A 21,329-nucleotide genomic window follows, 5' to 3' on the forward strand; every position below is an offset into this window, starting at 1 on the left:
GCGCGAAACTTGCTGCGCATAAAGTTTCGGCGGTGCCTGGGTGCCGGAGTTTGCCAAGCAAGTTAACGTGCGTATCCAGACACGATCACCATGCCGCCGCCCAGTCATCTTCCCCCGCTGGGTCCATCGGATTGTCGTAACGCAATAGCGAGCCGCGTAGAAGATCGAGCGGGTCCCGCGCATCCGTTTGATACGGCCGCAACTCCAAGGTTGGCTGCCCAAGGTCAGTCACGATCAAGCTCTCCCCCGATGACTCCACCAACCTGAAGAATCAGATGCTTTCGCTTTGAATTCGGATTTCGATACTCGTCGATTTGGCATTTTGTGCTCGGGGCATAAGGTCGATGCTCATCTTGGCGGATGAGGCGAGACTTTGTAAGAGCCATTAGCGTTAAAAACAGCGGCGCAAAAAAAGGCGCTCCCGGCTTTTCGCCAGTTGCGCCTGTTGGCCCCGCTGCTCCGTAGTGCCTCAGACTCGCTCACCCACGCTTCATTTGCGAATCCAGGCTCTACCCCTTCCTCACTCCGCCGTCCGCGCGTTATGCGCGGTCAGGAACTTGATCAACCCGTCGACGCCACCCTTCGACAACTGACCCGCGAATTGCGTCTGGTACACCTGGATCAGCCACGCGCCCATCATGTCGATGTCGTAGATCTTCCAGCCGTCCGGCGTCTTTTCCAGGCGATAACGCACCGGGTTATCGCCGCCGCTCGAGTACACGTGCGACTGGACGACAGCGTCTTTCCCGCCGGCATCGAGCGTCGGGGCGTCGAATTTGAACTTGACGTCTTCATCGCGTAATTGCGACAGCGACGAGGTGTAGGTGCGCACCAGCAGCGTCTGGAATTGCTCGTAGAGCGCCTTCTGCTGGTCGGGCGTCGCCGTGCTCCATGCCTTACCTACGGCAATCCGCGTGGTGCGCTGGAAATCGGTTGCCGGCACGAAACGCGTCTGCACCAATTGCGTGATCTTGGCCATGTCGCCGCCACGCGCGGCAGGATCAGCCTTCATCGCGTCGACAGTGCCTTCCACAGCGCTTTTAACGACAGCATCAGGGCTCGTCTGCGCAAACGAAGCGCTGGAAAACAGCGCCGCCGACAAAGCCAGGGCGAATAGGGCAACACGGACAGGCAAATAGCGTTTCATACGACCGATATCGAGTAATGGAGGGCGGCGTTCAGCCCGACGCGCCGGCTTAGCTGAAAAACGCAGTAAGTATATCGACCCGCGCCTGCCGTGACAGTTCAGCACGTTCGAAGGATTGTCCGTCTGCGGCTGGCGCGAGAGCCAGGGGAAACGAAAAACCGCGGATCGCCGGCTCTTCTGCGCCTCGCGGCTCTTGAGAATCTGTTCCAGCCGCCGCGAGTTGGTAAACATGGAGGCGACCGCAGCGGCTTAGTTAGCGCGCTTCCGGGCGGCGGATCGGCATAGGGTCATCGTGTGCGGCGAAGCCGCCACGAAATGTGTTGAGGTTGGGGTTACGGCGAGTCGGTCTTGACGCCGCCGTCAAACCTGCGGACTCGGCCCGCGCTCCAGATATGTCGTCAACGCGATGTAACTGCGCGTGCCGGTGAACCCTTCTATCGAATGAATGCGCTCAAGCAGATGTTCGAGTGTTTGCGTGTCACGGGTTCGCACTTTCAGCAGCATCGCGCTTTCGCCGGTCACCGTATGGATCTCTTCGACGTCCGGAAACTCGGCCAGTTGCAGTAACTGACGCGTGACGGCCCAACTGGAGGTATCGACGTGAACGAACGCCAGCAGCGGCCGGCCAATGCTTGCGCCGTCCAGCGTCGCCACGGTCGCCTTGACAACGCCATCTTGCTTCAAGCGCTTCGCGCGTTCGTGAACGGCGGGCGCGGACAAATGCAGCAGGCGGCCAAGCTCGGCGTAGGTCCGCGTGGCATCTTCGGCGAGCAACGCCAGCAGCTTGCGATCGGTCGCGTCGAGAATGCCTTGCGGCTTGCGCTTGGGCGGGGCCATCTCCGAGGTCATTCGCAGGTCCTCATGGCTTGGCCGAAGTGTTCAGACCCGGCAACGCCGCCCGTAATTCCTTGCGCATCACTTTGCCGGTCGGCGTCATCGGCAACGCGCCGACAAACCTGACCTCGCGCGGATATTCATGCGCGGCCAGCCGCGTCCTGACGTGCTGCTGAAGTTCGCGCACAAGCGTTTCATCCGGGACGAACCCTGCATTCAGTACGATGAACGCCATCACGATCTCCGTGCGCGCCGCGTCCGGCGCACCCACAACCGCCGCCATGCTGACGGCGGGATGGCGCAGCAAACAATCCTCAATAGGCGCGGGACCGATCCGATAACCCGCGCTGGTAATCACGTCGTCGTTGCGGCCGACGAAGCGGATAAAACCATCGGCGTCGCATGAACCGAGGTCGCCGGTCAGCAGGAACTGGCCGCGGAATTTATCGCGCGTGGCCGGCTCGTTGTTCCAGTAGCGCAGGAACATGACCGGGTCGGGCGGTGCAATCGCAATATTGCCCGGTGTGCCGGGCGGAAGTTCTGTGCCTTCATCGTCGACGATGGCCACGCGATGTCCCGGCACGCCGCGCCCGATCGCCCCCGGGCGAGGCTCGAACAACGCAGAACACGACGACACCACCACGTTGCACTCGGTCTGCCCGTAGAACTCGTTGATGGTCACGCCAAGCGCCGCCCGGCCCCAGGCGATCAGCTCCTCGCCCAGCGATTCGCCGCCGCTCGCCACCGCGCGCAACGACAACCGCCACTGCTCGGGACGGGCCACCGAGCGCATCATCTTGAGCGCGGTCGGCGGCAGAAAGGTGTGCGTGACGCCGTGACGCGCCATCAGGTCGAAAGCGGCCGGGCCATCGAATTTTTCGAAGCGCCGCGCAAGCACCGCCACGCCGTGATGCCAGGCGGGCAGCAAGACATCGAACAGGCCTCCAATCCACGCCCAGTCGGCGGGCGTCCACATCAGCCGGGCGTGCGCCGGGAAAAGACCTTGCGACATCTCGACGCCCGGTAAATGACCCAGCAACGCCCGATGGGCAAGCAACGCGCCCTTGGGCTTTCCCGTCGTGCCGGACGTATAGATGATTGCGGCGGGGTCGTCGCAGGAGGTATCAACGGGGATGAAGACGTCCGTTTCCGCGCGTAGCGAATCCCAGAAGGAATGGGCATTTGCGTGGGTGGTGGTATCGACGCAATAGGCATTTTTCAGGTCTGGTAGCGTCTCGCGAACCTGCGCCAGCTTGTCGAAACCCGCGTGGTCGGTGATCAGCGCCGCTGCGCCGCTATCGGCGAGCCGGTACTGGATGGCATCGACGCCGAATAGCTGAAACAGCGGCACCGCGATATAACCCGCCTTGTAGATGGCCAGATGCGCGATGGCCGTCTCCGGCGACTGCGGCAAGAATATTCCCACGCGGTCGCCGCGCTTCAATCCCGCGCGGGCAAGCGCGTTGGCGAACTGGTTGGAGAGCGCCTTGAGGTTATCGAAAGTGAAACGCGTTTCCGAACCTTCGCGGGTCTCGTAGATGAGCGCGAGGCGGCCGGAACCGTCAGCCCATTTATCGCAGGCGTCCACGCCGATGTTGTACTGCGCGGGCACCTTCCACGTGAATGCCGCGGCGAGGGTTTCATATGAATCGGCTGCGGGAAGCATCGCTTCTCCCTGGTTTCTGGTTAAGGCTCATTCGACGGCGGCTTGATCGTCGGATCTGTCTTCGGCGGCCAATTCCTGCAACCCCGCAGGCGGCCGATAACGCGAAAACCCGTTGAATTCCAGCGTACGCCCAGCGGCCGCCAAGGGCCACGAATGCCGTGCGTTCGGCACGCCGCCATCGACGCGAATCACCGTCCCATTGATGAACGCTGACGCCTCAGAAAGCAAAAATACCGCCGCCGCCGCGAGTTCCGATTCGGTCCCAAAACGCTGCAACGGCACCTTGTGCTTGAGTTCGCGCAACAACGCACGATAGCGTTCGTCGTAACTATCCATGCCCGCCGATGCAATCCATCCCGGCGCCACGGCATTCACCCGCACGCCGGCGTAACCCCATTCGCACGCGGCCGTTTCCGTGAAGTTCCAGACGCCGGCGCGCGCGGCGCCCGAATGGCCCATGCCGGGCATGCCGCCCCAGATGTCCGCGAGCATGTTGACGATCGCGCCGCCGTGATCGCGCATCCATTGCGTAAAACATTCGCGCGACATCAGGAAAGTGCCGTGCAGGTTATTGCGCACGACAGCGTCCCAGCCATTCAGGGAAATCTTGTCGAGCGGCGCGGGGAACTGGCCGCCCGCGCAATTGAAGAGGCTGTCGAGCCGGTTGAAATCGGCGAGTGCGGTAGCGACGACTTGTTTGACGCTCGCTTCGTCGCGGATGTCGCAGGCGTAGCAGCGCACGCGTTCGACGCTTTCAGGGTAGTCCTCGGCCAACTCGTCGCGCACGGTTTCCAGCTTCGCCAGGGTTCGTCCGATCAGGATCACCGAAGCCCCCAGCGACACGAGTTCGTGCGCTGTGCATCGGCCCAGACCGCTGCCGGCGCCCGTTACCATGACAACCTTGCCGGCGAACAAGCCGGGACGGAAGACGGAGCGGTATTGATGCTGACCGCGGGGATCGTTCGGATTGGATTCCATGACTCTCAACTTGGCTGGACGCGTGCGTTTCAATGAGTTTGAGTAAAACTCAACTACGTGACAACGTCAAGCCGGTTAAACCTTGATATCCCTCATAAAATTGCTGAAATTCCACTATTAATCCGATTGAGCTACACTCAAAATATTACTTCTGACGATCGACTTTCAGCGCCTATATGATCCAGCCCAAAACTCTCCCCGTACGTCGCGCACCGTCGAGCATCAAGTCTGAACAACGCATCAAGGACATCCTGCTCGTGGCGCGGCAAGTGTTCTCGGAGCGCGGATATGCATCGGCGACGACGATCGATATGGCGCGTCGGCTGGGGGTATCGGAGGCAACGGTGTTCACGTATTTCTCCGGCAAGCGCGACCTGTGCGTGCGGGTGATCTGCGACTGGTACGACGAGATCATCGCGGAGATCGAAACCACGCTGCCGCACATCACGGGCACGCGCGCAAAGCTGTTTTTCCTGATCCGCACGCATTTGTATCGGCTGATGATCGACGGGCCGGGGCTGTGCGCACTGATCCTGTCCGAAGGGCGCGCGAAAGACGACACATTCGGCGATGAAATCGTGCAACTCCAGCGGCGCTATACCGCGCCGCTGATGCAAGTGCTGTCGGACGGCGTGGCAGCCGGCGATATCCGCGACGACCTGCCCTTGAGCCTGCTGCGCTCCAGCATCTATGGACCGATGGAACACGTGCTGTGGGACGCGATCAGCAAGAAAACGGTGGATATTGAAGAAACGTCGAAACGGTTGTCCCTGCTCCTTTGGCAGGGTTTGCAGCCGCCCGATCCCAAAGTCGCGGCTCTGGGGCAATTGCAGCGCGACATGGCGGCGGCGCTCAGGGTGTTTGAGGACACCTCACGCTCGCCTGAATGAAAGCTCTGTTTTCGTAGCTTTCATCCGATGATTACGGTTGACCGCGACCTGCGCGACAACATCCGTGGCCTTCCATACTCCGGCATAACCCCTCTTATCCCCGCCCCATAACGCTCCGCCCTCCACGGTGCGTTTTATTTCCCTCGATAAAACCGCCCCGCAGAAATCGCGGGGCCTTTGTCCGTCAGCTATCCGCATAGTTCCCGATATCGTATTGAAAACAATTCTTAACTGTGTAATGATATTGATTCGTATTTCGGAACTACTAAGGGAAACGGCGCGCATCTGTCGCAATGATGGACTGCTCCTTCGGCCGCGCCCTTTGCCAACCGCTCACGCCGCCGCGGGCATCGCGGAAGTAATTGACCGGCATGACGCAACAGCGCCGGCTTTTCGACCATCCAATACTCGGGGAAACACATGTTGAGGAAGACACCGCTTGCCGCGGCGATCATGACCGCGCTGGCGGCTCCTGCTGCCATTCCGCTCTATGCTCATGCGCAGGCCGCGCCGGTCAGCAAGACCGATCAAACCGCCCAGGCGGAACAAGCCGCACAAGTCGCACCCCTCGTCGAAAACGCCGCGCTGCCGGCCGTGCATGTCTCCGGTCAGGCCATCACACCCGATTTCCAGCCTGAAAAATCGAGCGTAGGCGCCAAGGTCCCCACCGCGTTGCGCGATATCCCCCAAGCGGCCGTGGTGGTCCCGAAAGCCGTGCTGCAGTCCCAGGCAGCCACGTCTTTCTCCGATGCCCTTCGCAACGTCCCCGGTGTCACCATTGGCGCGGCGGAAGGCGGGCAGATCGGCAACAACATCAATTTGCGCGGTTTCTCGGCGCGCACGGATATTTATCTCGATGGCTTCCGCGACCGCGGCCAGTACTATCGGGACACGTTCGACCTTGAATCCATCGATGTGCTGTATGGTCCGTCATCACTCTATTTCGGGCGCGGCTCCACGGGCGGCGTGATCAACCAGGTGAGCAAGCAGGCAGAGCTGAAAGCGCACGCATCGGTGTCCGTGATGGCCGGCACGAGCGACCGCTACCGCACCACCGTCGACATCAACCAGCCGCTGTCCGATACATCCGCCGTGCGGCTCAACGCGTTCGGTCAGGATCTCGGCTCGACCCGCGACGTGATGAAGAGCAAGGACTACGGCTTCGCGCCGACGGTGCGCTTCGGCATTGGAACGCCGACGGAAGTCACTTTGTCAGCGTTGATCCAGCACAACCGCGACCAGCCGGACTACGGCATTCCGCCGGTGAACGGTGCGCCGGTCCCGGTCAGCAAGAGCCAGTTCTACGGTTTCGAAGGCGATCGGACGATCCAGGACGTGCAGACGTTCTCGGCGCGCATCCAGCATCGTTTCGACGACAACCTCACGCTGCGCAACCAGACCCAGTTCAGCCACTACGGCACCGAAGCGACCGCGACCAACGCCGCGGCGGTCCTGACCGGACCGCTCGGGACATCGACGGCACTCGCCAACGGGAATTACACGTCGTTGCCGTTGTCGTCGTTGTACGTGAAGTTGCAGGGCAAGGACCGCAACATCAACGATCACTCGGTCTACAACACGACCGATATCGATTACAAGTTCAACACCGGATTCCTCAAGCATGAGGTGATTGCAGGCATTGACCTCAGCCACGAGACCTACAGCAACCAGTCGTTCACCGCGACCGCGCCGGGCCTGCCGTCGAATACCATCGCGATCGTGCCGCTGCTCAATCCACAATACACCACGCGACCGGCCAACACGCAGGAAGTGGCGACCAACCTGGCGGAATCGAGTGCGAACGGCGTGGGCATTTATGCCAACGATACGGTCTCTGTCGGCCAGTACTGGAAGGTGGTGGGCGGCTTGCGCTGGGATCGTTACGAAGCGTCGATCAAGAACACCCTCAACGCGCCGTCTTACGCCACGCAGACCAATTACTTCACCAGCGTGCGCGGCGGGATCATTTTCCAGCCGACAGACTGGCAGTCGTACTACGTTTCATACGGCACGTCGTTCAATCCGTCGCTGGAAGCGCTGACGCTGACCAACAACCAGCAGAACACGCCGCCGGAATCGAACCGTTCGTATGAAGTCGGCACGAAGTGGGACTTGCTGAACGGCGGGTTGTCGGTGACGCAGTCGCTGTTCAATATCGATAAAACCAATGCCCGCACGCTCCAGGCCGACGGCAGCTACACGCTCGACGGCGACGTGCGCGTGCGCGGTTATCAACTCGGGCTGGCTGGCCACATCACCAACAAGTGGCAAGTCTTTGGCGGCTATACGTACATGAACGGCCAGGTGGTGAAGGCGCTGGACAACACCAACGGCAAGACCCTGGCGAACACGCCGCGCAACATGATCACGTTGTGGACGACGTATGACCTCACGCCGCACTGGACCTTCGGCGGCGGCCCGGTGTACACCTCGTCGCGATATGCCGCCAGCAACGACTTGGTGCAGGTGCCTGCGTACACGCGCTGGGACGCAATGGCCGCGTTCCACCAGAAACATTACGACATCCAGTTCAACGTCCAGAACCTGACCAACAAGCACTACTACGACGCGCTGATTCCATCGGATGGCGGTCGCGCGGTGCCGGGTTACGGCCGGACATTCCTCGCGACGCTAAACTACCGGTTCTATTGATCGACTGCAGGACACGTGAGCCGCGCGATGCAAATCGCGCGGCCGCTGGCCCCCAAAAAAACATGATCCTTTCGATACCCAACGTCCTCAGCCCCGAAGACGCTGCCGCCATGCGTCAGCGGCTTGAAGCGTCGGATGCGTGGGTGGACGGCCGCGCGACGGCCGGCTATCAGGGCGCGCCGGTGAAGCGCAACCAGCAGATCGCGCAGGAAGCGCCGATTGCGTTCGAACTCGGCGATGTCATCGTCCGCTCGCTGGAACGGCATCCGCTGTTCATCAGCGGCGTGCTGCCCAACAAGCTGTATCCGCCGCTCTTCAACCGGTACGAAGGCGGGATGCATTTCGGCAGTCATGTGGATGGGGCAATCCGGCTCGTGCCGGGACATGGCACGCGAGTGCGAACCGATGTATCGATCACGCTGTTCCTCACACCGCCGGAGGACTACGACGGCGGCGAACTGGTAATCGAGGATACCTACGGTGTGCAGGAAGTGAAGCTGCCGGCGGGGCATGCGATTGTTTATCCGGCGACCAGCTTGCATGAGGTACGGCCGGTAACGCGGGGAATGCGGGTATCGAGTTTCTTCTGGGCGCAGAGCCTCGTTCGCGACGATACCCGCCGCAGCCTGCTATTCGATATGGACAACGCCATTCAACGGCTGAACGCACAGAACGCCGACGACGCCGCGAGGCGAACGCTCGTGGGCTGTTATCACAACCTGCTGAGGCTTTGGAGCGAGACGTAGGCGTTGGCGTTGGCGTTGGCGTTGGCGTTGGCGTTGGCGTTGGCGTTGGCGTTGGCGTTGGCGTTGGCGTTGGCGTTGGCGTTGGCGTTGGTTAGACGGCGAAGACTTCCTGCAAGGTCCGCAATGCGACCGAGAGCGTATTGGCCGGTACAGCGCCGAGCTTCTTCACCAGACGGGTTTTGTCGATCGTGCGAATCTGATCGAGCAGGACCAGTCCTTTCTTCTGGCTGAATACCACGGATACACGGTAAGGCGCGGGCCGGCTTTTGGTCGTCATGGGCGCGACGATCACCGTGCGCAAATGGTCATGCAACTCAGGCGGCGATATCACCACGCAAGGCCGGGTTTTCTGAATCTCGCTGCCGGCGGTAGGGTCCAGCTCATCCAGTTTAATGAGCCAGACCTCTCCGCGCACTACCACGCAAGCTCCGAATCATCGGCGTTCGGAAACTCGCCCAGCACAAGCTCGTCGTCGCCGGCTTGGGCTATTGCCTTGCTTGCGTCAGACCACCCTTGGCGGGGCTTCTTTTGCGGCTTTCTTAAAACAATTGCGTCGTTTTCCACTTCCATCTCCACTTCGTCCTCCAGCCCAAGTTGGGCCAGGATGGGTTTCGGAATCAACACGCCTTGCGAATTACCCATCCTGCGAATCGTTGTTTTCATCGCTTCACCGTAATGACAATGTTAGTCCGAAAACGAACTGAGCGGCCGCACAATGTTAGTACAATTTGTCATTAAGCGTGCGCTGACCTCGGTGCCTATCCGGACCCGGCTCGCAATCGGCTAAAGCGATCGAAAAATTTTTGTCCGCCGGCCACGCCAGCCCGCAAACCGTAGCGCGAACGCGCCTTCTGCAAGCATCTCCTCACGCCCGGTATACTCACGCGGCGCCTCACGGCCCCCTGTCCAGACAGCCAAACATCAGAACAAGCCCTCCGAGGCATCCGTCTTCATGCTCACGCCTCTCATTGCCCGTCTCGTCACATTATCGATTCGCCGACCCGGCTGGATCATCGTTTTGTCGCTGCTGATCGCCGTGCTGAGCGGCTATTACGTGGTACATCACTTCAAGATCAGCACCGACATCAGCCAGTTGATCGAGACAGAGCCCGACTGGGCCGCGCGCAGCCACGCGATTGACGAAGCCTTTCCGCAACGGGGATCGACGGTGCTCGTGGTGATCGAAGCCCAAGCGCCTGAATTCGCCGACGCCGCCGCCAATGAGCTGGCCGCCGCGCTGGCCAAGAACACGGTTCACTTCACGGCGGTGTCGCAACCCTCGGGCGGCGACTTCTTCGAGCACAACGGCCTGCTCTACCTCTCCACCGATAAAGTCGCCGACACCACCCAGCAACTCGTGAAAGCGCGGCCGCTGATCAACGCGCTGGCCCACGACCCCACGCTCACCGGCCTTGCCGGCACGCTCAACACCAGCCTCAACCTGCCGTTGCAACTTGGTCAAGTGACGCTCGGGCAAATGTCGAAGCTGCTGGGCCAGAGCGCAGACGTGCTCGATAAAGTCCTCGCCGATCAACCCGCCGTGTTCTCTTGGCGCAATCTGGTCGATACCTCGGCCACGCAACCCGCGCGTGCATTCGTCACCGTACAGCCGGTGGTGGACTACAACGCGCTGGAACCCGGCGCGAGCGGATCGAATGCGATTCGCGCGACAGCAAATGAGCTGAAGTTATCGGAGAAATATGGGGCGGTCGTGCGGCTGACCGGCGAACAGCCACTCTCCGATGAAGAATTCGCGTCGCTGAAAGACGGCGCCGTGCTCAATGGCATCCTGACGTTCATCGTCGTGCTGGTGATCCTCTGGCTCGCGCTGCGCTCGGGAAAGATGATCATCTCGGTGTTCGTCACGCTGTTCGTCGGACTGACGATCACGGCCGCGCTCGGCCTGCTCATGGTTCACGCGCTGAACCTGATTTCGATCGCCTTCATGGTGCTGTTCGTCGGGCTCGGGGTGGATTTCGGCATTCAGTTCGGCGTGCGGTATCGCGAGGAACGCTTCAAGGACGACCGGCTGGACGTTGCGCTGGTGAATACCGCGCGCCACGTTGGCGTGCCGCTGACGCTCGCCGCCGCCGCGACAGCCGCGAGTTTCTTCTCGTTTTTGCCAACCGCGTATCGGGGCGTGTCCGAACTCGGGCAGATTGCGGGCGTCGGCATGCTGGTCGCGTATTTCACCAACATGACCTTGTTTCCGGCGCTGATCAAGGTGTTCGCGCCGGTTGGCGAAGCAGGCTCGCCGGGCTTTCCGAAGCTCGCGCCGGTGGACGATTTTCTCGCGCGCAATCGCACGCCGGTGCTGATCGGTACGCTGGCAGTCGTGATCTGCGCGCTACCGTTGCTGCTGCATCTGCGTTTCGACTTCAATCCGCTGAACCTGAAGGACCCGAAAACGGAGTCCATGGCGACGCTGCTCTCGCTGAAAGACGCGCCCGAAGCGGCCGTGAACGACGTGAAGGTGCTCGCGCCCTCGCTTGAGGAAGCGGACAAGATCGCGGCGAAGCTCGAGAAGCTGCCGGAAGTGGAGCGCGCGACGACCTTGTCGACGCTCATTCCCGCTGATCAGCCGCAAAAGCTCGATTTGATTGCCGCTGCGGCCACGCAGCTTTTGCCTTCGCTGGACCAGCGGGTTGCCACGCCTGCGAACGATGCCGTGCGCGTCGCTACGCTCAAGCGGCTATCAAACTCGCTTGCCCTCGCCGCCGATGAACATCCCGGCCCCGGCGAAAACGAAGCGCGTCACCTCGCGGCAGCGCTGAAAAAGCTCGCCGCAGCCGATGCCGCCACCCGCGAGCGCGCCGAGCACGCCATGTCCGACCCGCTGCGCATTGCGCTGGGCCAGATGCGTGCGCTGCTGCAACCGTCGCCGATCACGCTGGCGTCGCTGCCTAAGTCGATGACCGAAGGCTGGCTCGCCGCCGACGGCCACGCCCTCGTGGAAGCGTCGCCCAAAGCGCTGGACGGCAAGAGCCGCGACGACGACAAATCGCTCGCCCGCTTCGCGAATGCCGTGCAGAAAGTCGAGCCGAACGCGATCGGCGGCCCGATCTCGGTGCTGCATTCGGCCAATACGATCATCAAGGCGTTCGAGCAGGCGGCGGCGTTGTCGCTGATCGCCATCACGATCCTGCTGTGGCTGACTTTGCGCCGTATCGGCGATGTTTTGAGAACTTTGATACCGTTGCTCGTTTCCGCCGTCGTCACGCTGGAGTTATGCGTGGTGTTCGACATGCCGTTGAACTTCGCGAACATCATTGCGTTGCCGTTGATGCTGGGCATTGGCGTGGCGTTCAAGATCTATTTCGTGATGGCGTGGCGCTCCGGACAAACCGGCCTGCTGCACTCCAGCCTCACGCACGCCGTGTTGTTCAGCGCCGCGACCACGGCGACGGCGTTCGGCAGCTTGTGGTTTTCGCATCATCCAGGCACATCGAGCATGGGCAGGCTCCTGGTCCTGGCGCTTTTTACGACGTTAATCGGCGCCGTGGTATTTCAGCCGGTTCTAATGGGAAAACCCCGGGTGCAGCCAAAAGCGGCCGACGCCGTTTAGACCGTCCCTCTTTGAACCGTCCCATAACGCACTAACTACTCACGCACGACCCTAAGGAAACCGACCCATGAGGATGGCAAAAACGCCCGATGCCGCCCGCACTTTGCGAGCGCGCTCCGGCGGCGTGTTGCTCGCCGCTGCTTTCGCCCTGTCCGGTTGCGCCACCGGCCCCACTGCCAAGCCGGGCGATCCGCTGGAGCCGATGAACCGCGAGATTTTCAAGTTCAACGACGCCGCCGACAAATACGTCGCCCGCCCGATTGCGACCGGCTATGTGAAGGTCACGCCGGCCCCGATCCGCACGGCGGTCAGCAGCTTCTTTTCGAATATTGGCGACATTGGCAACTTCGCGAACAACCTGCTGCAGTTGAAGATCACCGACGCGACCGAAGACCTGATGCGCCTGGTGATCAACTCCACGTTCGGGATTGGCGGCCTGATCGACTGGGCGACGCCTGCCGGGCTGCCAAAGCACAACCAGGACTTCGGGCTGACACTGGGCCATTACGGCGTGCCGTCGGGACCGTATCTGGTCTTGCCGCTGCTCGGGCCGAGTTCGGTACGCGATTCAACGAACTGGATCGCGAGCTATCCGCTCAATCCGGGGACTTATTTGAGTACGGAAGCGAGTGTGTCGTTGTTCGTCGCGCAGTTTGTGAGCGCGCGGGCGGACCTGCTGGGTGCAACCGATATCCTGTCGCAAGCCGCGCTGGATAAATATGCATTCGTCCGCGATGCCTATACGCAGCGCCGCCAATATCTGCTGACGGGCGCGGCGAACGCGGCACTGCCGGATTACGGCGATGAAAGTGGCGCCACCGCAGCGCCGGCGGGTGCCGCAAGCGCGACGGTTGCGCCGGCGAAGCCGGGCATGGGTGGGAGCAGCAGCTCACAGGGCTTGCCGAACTACTCCGATCCGGCAGCCCCGGCACCGGCCGGCAAGTAACCCGGTTTGCGATACGGCGTGCTCGCCGTATCGCAAATTCCTTAAATCGAGCGTTGCGCCTGGCGTTGCCGCCATCGCCTGATTGGAGAAATGTTTCTATTGGGCAAGGCGGCGGCGCGTATTGGTCGCGAAGTACCGTTCGCGGAGTCTCCTTGCTTGTCATTCACCAGCACTTGCTGATTGCCATCGGCGTGAAAGAGATCCGCAAATGCGGGCCGCTGACAAACAAGTGCCCGATGTGATGCTCAACTCCGAAGGAACGGCAGCGCACACTCGAGCAGCAACTCGGGCGCTTCCTCCGGAATGTAGTGACCGCATGGCAGCGAGTGGCCGCTGACGTTATCGGAGAAATGACGCCACTCGGCGATAGGATCGAAGCACTTTTCGATCACGCCTTCCGCGCCCCATAGCGCGAGAAAATCGCAGGTTATCTTATGGCCCTTCGCCAGCGACTCGCGATCATGTTCCAGATCGATGGTAACGCTCGCGCGATAGTCCTCGCAGATGCCATGAGGGGTTCCCGGCTGTTGCAGGCAACGCAGATATTCCGCGTACGCCTCGGGCGTGAACGGCTTCAACCCCGCACTGCGCGCGCCGATAGTCTGCTTCAGATACAGGTCGGCGTCCGCGCGGATCAGTGTCTCGGGGAACGGCGCGGGACGCACCAGGAAAAACCAGTGCCAATAAGCGCGAGCGAATTCGAACGAGGTTTTCTCGTACATCGCGAGCGTCGGCGCTACGTCGAGCGTGATCAGTTTCTTGACGACCGCTGGATGATCCAGCGCCATCCGCACCGCCACCCGGCCGCCGCGATCATGAGCGAGCATCGCGAACGACTCGTAACCCAGCGAGCGCATCAGGTCGACCTGATCCTGCGCCATACGGCGCTTCGAATAATTGCTGTGATCGGGGAGGCCTTCTGGTTTGCCGCTATCGCCATAACCGCGCAGATCCGTCGCCACGACGGTGAAGTGTTTCGTCAGCTCGGGCACGACCTTGTGCCAGATAGCGTGGGTTTGGGGATGGCCATGCAACAGCAGCAGCGCCTGCCCATTGCCGCCTTGTATCGCCTTGATCCTGACGCCATCGATCGTTGCCGATACGTCCTTGAAGTCATCGAACATCGCTGTCTCCCGCAGTTTTATGAAGTTTAATTGATGCATTGGCCGATATAGTATCTATTCGGGCAATCCAGACTTAACTTCCAGGAACTAATCGATGGACGGTTTTTCGGACCTCAACCTGTTCATGCTCGTCGCACGGCATCGCAATCTGGCGGCGGCTGCGCGTGATCTCGGCGTGACGCCGCCTTCCATCAGCAAGCGTCTCGCGCAACTCGAGCGACGGCTCGGCGTGCGGCTTTTAAACCGCACCACGCGGCGCGTCAGCCTCACGCCCGAAGGCGAGTTGTATCTGGCGAACGGCTCGCGCATCCTCGATGAACTCGCCGAACTGGAACAGCTCGTCACGAAAAGCCAGGCGGAGCCGACGGGTTTGCTGCGCGTGAATGCATCGTTTGGATTTGGGCGCAGCCGGATTTCGCCGGCGGTGTCGAAATTCATCGAGCGCTATCCGGCGATCAAGATTCAGCTTCATTTGTCGGACCGGCCGGTGAATTTGCAGGAGGAAGGGTTCGACCTGGGCATCCGTTTCGGCGATGTCCCGGACGCCCGCATCAACGCGCGTTTGCTGCTCAGGAACCGGCGGATTGTGTGTGCATCGCCGGGATATGTGGCGAAATACGGGCTGCCCGCGACGCCCCACGACCTGACGAGGCACGCGTGCCTCGTGCTGCGCGAGAACGAATCCGCTTATGGGACGTGGCATTTCACGCGCGGCAAAAAGGTGGAGACCGTCAAGGTCGATGGCCCGCTCAGCAGCAATGACGGCACCGCGGTGCTGCAATGGGCGCTGGACGGACGCGGCATTGCCGTGCGCTCGCAATGGGAGACGGAGGCGCTGGTGCGTGACGGGAAACTTGTCGTTCTGCTAAACGACTGGGCGCTGCCGAATGCGGATATCCACGCAATTTATTTAGAGCGGCATCAGTTGTCCGCGAAGTTGCGGACGTTTGTGGAGTTCCTGGGGGAAGAGTTACGCGCGACGGTGGGCCAGACAAGCGCTGCTCAATATCGATAAGTCGAACTTGCGCGTGTCTTGGGACAACGACGCGAGACTACGAGCCACTTGCCACCGCCCGATGCGTAATCGTTTTCATGAGTGACGTTCACCAATCTTTCATCGCCGGGGATTGTTTTATTCGACGCGACTGTCGACCGGGCAAATTGGGCAGAAAAAGGCAGCGTTTAATTAATTGATTTAACGTGATGGTTTGTATCGCAAATGAGCAATGCCGATATTTAACGCGCCCGCTTTTCGACGGGCGTGTTTTATCGATACCTGCACGGTTTGTTTCAAAGCGGCTTGGCGTTGACCTTCGGTTTGGACAGCCGGATTTATGCGGCCCGATCGAAAGACTGCTGCATTACTCGCTGTTGTGGCGCATGCCGACGTTCGTCTATTTCCGCCATGCCATACGCAAGGGCAAACTTACGGGCATCGACAGGGCACGGGAAATGGCCCAGCACGCCAGTCGCGCGCTGCATGCCATCAACCTCCCTGACGATAAGCATAGCTGCGTACAAGCCATCGTCGTACGCGGCCAGCGGAATCAAGACGACATTCTCGTAAGCGATCTCAGCGTATTGCATGACTGAATCCCCCAAGTTGACGACTTACTACTCTCTCAGCGCACCAGTTGGTCTGGCACGACATTGTGTTTAGGCATTATCAATAAGCAGAAAATAAGAATCAACTGGATTTTCCCTATTACGGGTTTATACGTGGAATTACCCCGATGTTATGTGGCGACTACTTCATTTTATTCATTTATTTGGTGCATGCAGCAGGTGAAAGGACGCTTGTACAGACAGAGTATGTCAATTTGATGAGATACGTGGGGCAACGCATGGAGGCACTGTTGTCGTGCGGTCGATGCTTATGGTGGCGGTCGGCTGTTTCTTGCGGTTGGAGCTGGCGAAGGGTCTGGGCGTCGTCGTCGAGCTTGGATTTGTCTTGGCGCGGAACCGGGCGTTTGCGGGTGTTGCGGTTCCCGGTCGCTTCGAAGACATGCAGCGCGCTTCGCGCAGGGAGATTCTGGAATGCCGTTTTATCTTGGCGTATGTGACGACGTTTTGGGGCGCTTTGATCTCGATATCAGGCACGTGATATGCGCGCAATCCTTACACCGACAGCAATGTCCTGATGATCTATGGGGGAGCTTGTGAAACTCGATCCGACTGCATGGTTTCCGTTGAGCGATTACACACCGGTGCGCGACGGATGGTACGAGGTGCAACTCGCGAGCGGCGAAACAGCATTCGCGAAGTATGGTACGGACGGATGGACCGAAAAACCGATGCTCGTATTTACTCACTGGCGCGGCCTTTCTGGCGATCCGGGTAAGGTTGAGGGTGCGGAGAGTATTGATGCTGAAGCGACCGCAGCGGAAGGAGTTAGAGCGGTTTGGGATACGTTCTTCCCCGGGTCAGGAGCGGAGCCGCATAAACCGTTGGACGCGGGGCATAGTAAATAGGAGCGGTGTAGTTTGAGGACCCGGTAGGGATGGATAGACTGGCGAGCGTGGGTGGCTCGCCAGTTTTTTTGGTTTTGGGTTTGTTACGGTGAGGGCGGCAGGCAAGTGGCTTCTTGATTTTAAGTTCCGCGCGCGCCGCTACTACGCGGAAAAGACCTATCAGCGTTGAGAGTTCGGGAAGATGCAGCCTCGATGCAAATCCGGTACGAATAGTCCCAATAGACGACGGAGCCGATGACGGCAAGTAACGCCGCGACTCCGAGAACTGAAATCACACGTTTAATCAAAATTGCCATTCTTTATAGCGGCCAACTCGGTTAAAAATCATGTGCCCGTCACAGCCCGGTCGCGTAAGACTTCAGTTCCTGGACAATGAAACTCGACGCGATCTGGTTATACGCAATATCGGTACCCGCCAGCAGCGTAATCGGCACGCTCTGTCCGGCTACGGCATAGGTTGCGGCATACACCCCAGCGTTTAGTTGTGCATAGCCAGATGCTGGTGCGTTCCCGCTCATGCCTGTCAGATAAGAGACGTCTCCTAACGTAGCGACCGTTCCGCCAAACTGCTGTTGCAGTTGCGCAAGAGTTTGTGAATTGGCGACCGCCCCACTTTGCACGACGAGCATCGGCGCGCTCGCGGTGATTTGCGTTGAATAGCGAATCGATCCGCCTGGCATTGCCGCCGTGTCTGTGGCAAGCACATGCGCGACGCCGCCATCCGTATCATTGGCCACGGCCGAAATCGATTGGCCGGAGACGTCCGATGGCGTCAGCGTTGCCCGAAAGACATCGGCGGAGCCGCCAAGACCGAACGTGAAACCGGTCGAATCCTGGTCGAACATCTGGATGTCGTTGCCAAGTCCCAACGTGCTGAAATCGCCGGCCGCCGTGACGATTGTCTGGCGTGCAAGCGTCGCGCTGTATTGCCCGATGACTGCGCTGGTTTGCTCGTTAAACACAGTGCTGCTTGCGGTCGATATCGACAGTTGCTCGCTTGCGACGCCCGTGTATTGAGAGGACGTGCTCTTGCTGCTGACGAAGCTGACATAACCGGTCCCGCCTGGCTGCAGAAATATCGATGAGATAAATGCCGATGCAGAACTTGGTATAGACCCGCCTGTGGCGCCGCTGGCGCCCGTCTCGGCCGTATTGTTGACGTTGCCATTATTGCCGGTGTCTCCACCGCCTCCGCATGCCCCGAGTGCGCTTAGCGATATCGCGGCAAATAACCTGGAGAGGGGCAGAGCGAAATAGCCTGACGAACTTTTTCGTGATGTCATGGTTGTTCAGTATTGGTAGATGACCTGGATGCCAGCGGTCGCGCGGGCCGTCGGATAATTCGATGGCTTGTATACCGGCGTGCCCACGAAGAAGTCGTAGCTGACGGCACCGGCAACGCCGGCCTTGCCACCGCGAATGCCGAGCACCGCACCAGCGAGTTGCTTGCCAAGCAGCGCGGCGACGCTGGGCCCGTACACATGGCCGTAGTCAAGGCCCACATACACGACCTGACCGCTATTGCCCACCGGCAATTCAAGATCGTTGCGCCAGTAGAAGCCCTTCTCCGCGCTCAGGAGATATTCACCGTCGAATCCGCGCACGCTATAGAAGCTGCCGATGGAGATATCGTCGATATAAAACAAACGTTGATTCGTGAACTGCCCACGGAAGGTGCTCGCATATCGAAACGGAACGTCGCCGAGTTTGAACGGTACGGACAACGACGCATCGAGCGTCGCCATTTTGTAGAGATACGTCTGCGGGAGCGTCTGCCCGGTGTACGGATCATGGAGATCACCTTGCGCGCCGAACCAGGGCACGCCTTGCTTATAAGCAAGTGTTGCGTCGAGCGTGGCGCTACCTGCATGCTGACGACGCGTCAGGCCAACCTCGAAAAACGTGTTGTCGCGATGTTGCGCGTCAATCTCCGTATCTTCGATGAAGCTGCGTCCATAGCGACGCGAAAGTTGCATTTCGACGCCTGTCTTGCTGGTTTGATCGCGATACAACAACCGGTCGATACGGAAGTTGAATGACTTCGTATCGCCTTGGGATATGAACGTCTGATTCGCGCCCGCTATATGCTGAAAGTAGCTGCTTTTGTTGCCCGAGAGCGAAAAATTCCAGTTTCCCCGAGGCACCGAGTAATACGCGTTCAGTCCATGTGTGCCGTACTTCTTGTCGGTGAAATAGAGGTCGTTCGATACGCCGATACTGAGAAGGTCGTTAAGACCAAGCGGATTGTCCAGGCCGAACGTGGCGGTCCCCTGAAACTTTCCGGTCTCGCGGGTTCCGGAGTTATCTATTCCCAACACGAGCTTCCACGGTTTTGAGCGCTGTACCGCGATAACGATGTCACTCGTACCTGCTTCGGCCGCCGGCTCGATCTTCATGTCCGCTTCCTGGCTCGCGACACGCTTCATCTGCTCCAGCCCCTGTTCGATGTCACGGAGGTTCAGCAAATCACCGGGACGGCTTGGGAAGGCCGAACGCCACGTACCGCGGATTGTGGGATCGGCAAAGCGGATATCGTGGATGGTTCCCGGCAGCAGTTCGAAGCGCAAAGCGCCCTTCGACAAGTCCTGATCCGACAGCAGCACGCGAGTCGTTACAAAACCGCGTGCAAGGATCTGCGCGAGCACGCCCTTGCGCAGGAGTTCGATGCCATGTTGCCCGACGCACTGGCCCGCGTACCGATTTAGCCACTGGCGTGCGAAGGAAAACGCGTCGTGTAGCGAGGCGGGATCGTTGAAGGATTGGATGCGATCAGGAAGGGTCGCAGGAACGTCGAGCGTTATGGTGTCGAGTTTGAAACACGGCGCTTCCGATGGCAAGACAGCGGGGATCGGCTCGCTGCTTACAGGAAGCCGGACGTCCGGCGTCTGCCACTGGCGGTCCCGCTCCTGCGCTCGCTCGCGTTCTTGCTGCAGTTGATCTTGAAGTGCGGAAGTACGTGCCGCTGCGGCTGCGTTTGGATCGGGTTGCGTTTGGGCAAGCGCAATCAGAGGCATCGCCAGGAGAGCCATCGTGATCGGGCGATATACGTGTCGCGACATTGTTATTGATTGGGTCTTTATGTTTATAGTTTTGGCGCGATGTGACCAGCGATCCATACCCATTGCGAACCGTCCCAATGCCAATAACCACCGACCCAAGCGACGCCTGGCAAGTTAGGCGACATCTCTGCGATGGGGGATGGCTTTGGGGGTGCGTTTGGTGGAGCTGATTCGCATGCGGAGAGTAATGCCACGGTGACTGCGATCAAGATGTTTTTGTGGAGGCGAAATGTAAAAATATGTATTCCTAATTCATTCGTATGCGCTTTGGGAAAAAAGGCAGCGGCGTTAGCTAAGTAGAAAATTTACGTCCAAATTCTTTCGGTGCGTCTTTTGTTCGCAATGTGCGAGTTTGACAGAAGGTGCACTTCGCCCATCTCAATATGTTTATGCTGCCCGCTGAGATACACGCCGCCCGGGGAACTTTCTTCGAGCGTGCCGTGCGCGATAGCGACTTGTTGGCCGGTCCTACAGCACCTACCTGATGCATAGGTCCACTATTCCGCCGGCCGGCTGAGGTCATACGATGCTCTATCGGGATGTCGTTCTTCGCAACCAGAACTGTGTTCTGCTCGCTGCTGATCACTCCACCATTAACGAACTGGGCTAAGGTCGGATTGATTGTTACTGCTGCTTGTCTTGATCGTCGTCTTTCACTTTGTAGCTCTCTCGGGCTTTCTTGTAGCCGTTGTCGAATGACTTGATTTTCAGCAACGCAGCACTGCCTTGCGTGTCCGTGCTTTGCGACGTGGTGATGTTCACATCGTGACCTGCTTGCAGCGCCACGACGTCAGTACCAACCACCGCGCTTCCACGAACGTTGATATCGTGACCTGCGCCAATCGCCACCGAGTCGCCCGACACGAGCGAGCCCGTCGCGTTGTCACCGGTAAACATTCTCTGCGTATCCGTTGTTGACCGCGATAACAAGCTCTTCGATGACGAATGCGATGTGTCGCTGGATCACTACAGGAGTTGACCATGGCTCACGCCAATCTTAAATCAAGCTCGACCGTTACCGAACGCTTTATGGCCTGCGAGAGCGCCGCTCGTTAGACCGACTACCCGCTGCATCGGACACCGCCCAAGCAACGGCCTATCCCGCGTATTCGGCTCATGGGCCGCGGGCTTGAGCAAGCTGGATTCAAACCCGATAGCCGCGTTTGCGTTCACGTCGAAGACGGCAAGTTGATCATCACGCCAGCATGATCCAAGCTACACAAACAACGAACCCTGCTACGGCCGGGTTCG

At 59.7% G+C, this 21,329-nt stretch carries 19 protein-coding genes and 1 pseudogene; 7 read left to right on the forward strand and 13 right to left on the reverse strand.

Translation table 11 applies throughout. The features are described from left to right. Positions 1-85: 85 nt before the first annotated feature. From HB376_RS14040 to HB376_RS14060, 5 genes and pseudogenes are all read right to left on the reverse strand, one after another. Positions 86-321: pseudogene (locus HB376_RS14040) on the reverse strand (type II toxin-antitoxin system Phd/YefM family antitoxin). Positions 322-520: 199 nt separating this feature from the next. After that, positions 521-1,147 carry an ABC transporter substrate-binding protein gene (locus HB376_RS14045; protein WP_213764267.1) on the reverse strand — a complete coding sequence of 209 codons (627 nt, stop codon included), beginning with the start codon at positions 1,145-1,147 and terminating at the stop codon, positions 521-523. A gap of 360 nt (positions 1,148-1,507) precedes the next feature. Next, positions 1,508-1,996, reverse strand: coding sequence for an Lrp/AsnC family transcriptional regulator (locus HB376_RS14050; RefSeq protein WP_213764268.1), 489 nt, complete (start codon positions 1,994-1,996; stop codon positions 1,508-1,510). Positions 1,997-2,006: 10 nt separating this feature from the next. Continuing rightward, complete coding sequence (locus HB376_RS14055; RefSeq protein ID WP_213764269.1) at positions 2,007-3,647, reverse strand: acyl-CoA synthetase; 1,641 nt, start codon at positions 3,645-3,647, stop codon at positions 2,007-2,009. 27 nt (positions 3,648-3,674) lie between these two features. After that, on the reverse strand, positions 3,675-4,625 hold the full coding sequence (locus HB376_RS14060) for an SDR family oxidoreductase (RefSeq protein ID WP_213764270.1): 951 nt from the start codon (positions 4,623-4,625) through the stop codon (positions 3,675-3,677). Positions 4,626-4,801: 176 nt separating this feature from the next. On the opposite strand from HB376_RS14060, the gene HB376_RS14065 reads away from it, so the two are divergent. From HB376_RS14065 to HB376_RS14075, 3 genes are all read left to right on the forward strand, one after another. Further along, entirely contained in the window at positions 4,802-5,515 is a 714-nt protein-coding gene (locus HB376_RS14065; RefSeq protein ID WP_213764271.1) for a TetR/AcrR family transcriptional regulator, read from the forward strand. A gap of 420 nt (positions 5,516-5,935) precedes the next feature. Beyond that, entirely contained in the window at positions 5,936-8,167 is a 2,232-nt protein-coding gene (locus HB376_RS14070; RefSeq protein WP_213764272.1) for a TonB-dependent siderophore receptor, read from the forward strand. 62 nt (positions 8,168-8,229) lie between these two features. Beyond that, on the forward strand, positions 8,230-8,913 hold the full coding sequence (locus HB376_RS14075; RefSeq protein ID WP_213764273.1) for a Fe2+-dependent dioxygenase: 684 nt from the start codon (positions 8,230-8,232) through the stop codon (positions 8,911-8,913). Between the two features lie 91 nt (positions 8,914-9,004). On the opposite strand, the gene HB376_RS14080 is transcribed toward HB376_RS14075, so the two are convergent. Continuing rightward, positions 9,005-9,334: a type II toxin-antitoxin system PemK/MazF family toxin gene (locus HB376_RS14080; RefSeq protein WP_213764274.1), complete on the reverse strand. Its 330-nt coding sequence runs from the start codon at positions 9,332-9,334 to the stop codon at positions 9,005-9,007. After that, positions 9,328-9,576, reverse strand: a complete 249-nt coding sequence (locus HB376_RS14085; RefSeq protein WP_213764275.1) for an AbrB/MazE/SpoVT family DNA-binding domain-containing protein — start codon at positions 9,574-9,576, stop codon at positions 9,328-9,330. The genes HB376_RS14080 and HB376_RS14085 overlap by 7 nt, the downstream gene beginning before the upstream one ends. Before the next feature lie 289 nt (positions 9,577-9,865). On the opposite strand from HB376_RS14085, the gene HB376_RS14090 reads away from it, so the two are divergent. Both HB376_RS14090 and HB376_RS14095 read left to right on the forward strand, forming a co-directional pair. Then, positions 9,866-12,478 (forward strand): MMPL family transporter, encoded by a 2,613-nt coding sequence (locus tag HB376_RS14090; protein WP_213764276.1) that lies wholly within the window; start codon positions 9,866-9,868, stop codon positions 12,476-12,478. Positions 12,479-12,545: 67 nt separating this feature from the next. After that, a complete protein-coding gene (locus tag HB376_RS14095) occupies positions 12,546-13,424 on the forward strand; it encodes a VacJ family lipoprotein (protein WP_255631335.1) in 879 nt (292 codons plus the stop codon). A 245-nt stretch (positions 13,425-13,669) separates the two neighbouring features. On the opposite strand, the gene HB376_RS14100 is transcribed toward HB376_RS14095, so the two are convergent. Next, the gene (locus HB376_RS14100) at positions 13,670-14,548 is read right to left on the reverse strand and encodes an alpha/beta hydrolase (protein WP_213764277.1); all 879 of its coding nucleotides are present in this window, start codon (positions 14,546-14,548) and stop codon (positions 13,670-13,672) included. A 94-nt stretch (positions 14,549-14,642) separates the two neighbouring features. Here HB376_RS14100 and HB376_RS14105 point away from each other — a divergent pair, with 94 nt between their 5' ends. Continuing rightward, positions 14,643-15,563, forward strand: coding sequence for a LysR family transcriptional regulator (locus HB376_RS14105; RefSeq protein ID WP_213764278.1), 921 nt, complete (start codon positions 14,643-14,645; stop codon positions 15,561-15,563). Between the two features lie 317 nt (positions 15,564-15,880). On the opposite strand, the gene HB376_RS14110 is transcribed toward HB376_RS14105, so the two are convergent. Continuing rightward, positions 15,881-16,135 (reverse strand): hypothetical protein, encoded by a 255-nt coding sequence (locus HB376_RS14110; RefSeq protein WP_213764279.1) that lies wholly within the window; start codon positions 16,133-16,135, stop codon positions 15,881-15,883. A 560-nt stretch (positions 16,136-16,695) separates the two neighbouring features. Between HB376_RS14110 and HB376_RS14115 the strand changes: the two genes are divergently transcribed. Beyond that, positions 16,696-17,019: a hypothetical protein gene (locus HB376_RS14115; protein WP_213764280.1), complete on the forward strand. Its 324-nt coding sequence runs from the start codon at positions 16,696-16,698 to the stop codon at positions 17,017-17,019. Between the two features lie 335 nt (positions 17,020-17,354). On the opposite strand, the gene HB376_RS14120 is transcribed toward HB376_RS14115, so the two are convergent. From HB376_RS14120 to HB376_RS14135, 4 genes are all read right to left on the reverse strand, one after another. After that, positions 17,355-18,302, reverse strand: coding sequence for a hypothetical protein (locus HB376_RS14120; RefSeq protein ID WP_213764281.1), 948 nt, complete (start codon positions 18,300-18,302; stop codon positions 17,355-17,357). Positions 18,303-18,308: 6 nt separating this feature from the next. Beyond that, positions 18,309-20,078 carry a ShlB/FhaC/HecB family hemolysin secretion/activation protein gene (locus tag HB376_RS14125; RefSeq protein WP_213764282.1) on the reverse strand — a complete coding sequence of 590 codons (1,770 nt, stop codon included), beginning with the start codon at positions 20,076-20,078 and terminating at the stop codon, positions 18,309-18,311. A 23-nt stretch (positions 20,079-20,101) separates the two neighbouring features. Further along, on the reverse strand, positions 20,102-20,272 hold the full coding sequence (locus tag HB376_RS14130) for a hypothetical protein (protein ID WP_346730496.1): 171 nt from the start codon (positions 20,270-20,272) through the stop codon (positions 20,102-20,104). A 430-nt stretch (positions 20,273-20,702) separates the two neighbouring features. Continuing rightward, positions 20,703-20,975: a hemagglutinin repeat-containing protein gene (locus HB376_RS14135; protein ID WP_213764283.1), complete on the reverse strand. Its 273-nt coding sequence runs from the start codon at positions 20,973-20,975 to the stop codon at positions 20,703-20,705. Between the last annotated feature and the right edge of the window lie 354 nt (positions 20,976-21,329).

Origin of the sequence: Caballeronia sp. dw_19 (assembly GCF_018449515.1) — a bacterium.
Classification (GTDB): Bacteria; Pseudomonadota; Gammaproteobacteria; order Burkholderiales; family Burkholderiaceae; genus Caballeronia.

Coding starts and splice junctions, on each gene's coding strand:
- HB376_RS14045 (WP_213764267.1), bottom strand. CDS start 1,147: ATGAAACGCTATTTGCCTGTCCGTGTTGCCCTATTCGCCCTGGCTTTG.
- HB376_RS14050 (WP_213764268.1), bottom strand. CDS start 1,996: ATGACCTCGGAGATGGCCCCGCCCAAGCGCAAGCCGCAAGGCATTCTC.
- HB376_RS14055 (WP_213764269.1), bottom strand. CDS start 3,647: ATGCTTCCCGCAGCCGATTCATATGAAACCCTCGCCGCGGCATTCACG.
- HB376_RS14060 (WP_213764270.1), bottom strand. CDS start 4,625: ATGGAATCCAATCCGAACGATCCCCGCGGTCAGCATCAATACCGCTCC.
- HB376_RS14065 (WP_213764271.1), top strand. CDS start 4,802: ATGATCCAGCCCAAAACTCTCCCCGTACGTCGCGCACCGTCGAGCATC.
- HB376_RS14070 (WP_213764272.1), top strand. CDS start 5,936: ATGTTGAGGAAGACACCGCTTGCCGCGGCGATCATGACCGCGCTGGCG.
- HB376_RS14075 (WP_213764273.1), top strand. CDS start 8,230: ATGATCCTTTCGATACCCAACGTCCTCAGCCCCGAAGACGCTGCCGCC.
- HB376_RS14085 (WP_213764275.1), bottom strand. CDS start 9,576: ATGAAAACAACGATTCGCAGGATGGGTAATTCGCAAGGCGTGTTGATT.
- HB376_RS14090 (WP_213764276.1), top strand. CDS start 9,866: ATGCTCACGCCTCTCATTGCCCGTCTCGTCACATTATCGATTCGCCGA.
- HB376_RS14095 (WP_255631335.1), top strand. CDS start 12,546: ATGAGGATGGCAAAAACGCCCGATGCCGCCCGCACTTTGCGAGCGCGC.
- HB376_RS14100 (WP_213764277.1), bottom strand. CDS start 14,548: ATGTTCGATGACTTCAAGGACGTATCGGCAACGATCGATGGCGTCAGG.
- HB376_RS14105 (WP_213764278.1), top strand. CDS start 14,643: ATGGACGGTTTTTCGGACCTCAACCTGTTCATGCTCGTCGCACGGCAT.
- HB376_RS14110 (WP_213764279.1), bottom strand. CDS start 16,135: ATGCAATACGCTGAGATCGCTTACGAGAATGTCGTCTTGATTCCGCTG.
- HB376_RS14115 (WP_213764280.1), top strand. CDS start 16,696: ATGGGGGAGCTTGTGAAACTCGATCCGACTGCATGGTTTCCGTTGAGC.
- HB376_RS14120 (WP_213764281.1), bottom strand. CDS start 18,302: ATGACATCACGAAAAAGTTCGTCAGGCTATTTCGCTCTGCCCCTCTCC.
- HB376_RS14125 (WP_213764282.1), bottom strand. CDS start 20,078: ATGTCGCGACACGTATATCGCCCGATCACGATGGCTCTCCTGGCGATG.
- HB376_RS14135 (WP_213764283.1), bottom strand. CDS start 20,975: ATGTTTACCGGTGACAACGCGACGGGCTCGCTCGTGTCGGGCGACTCG.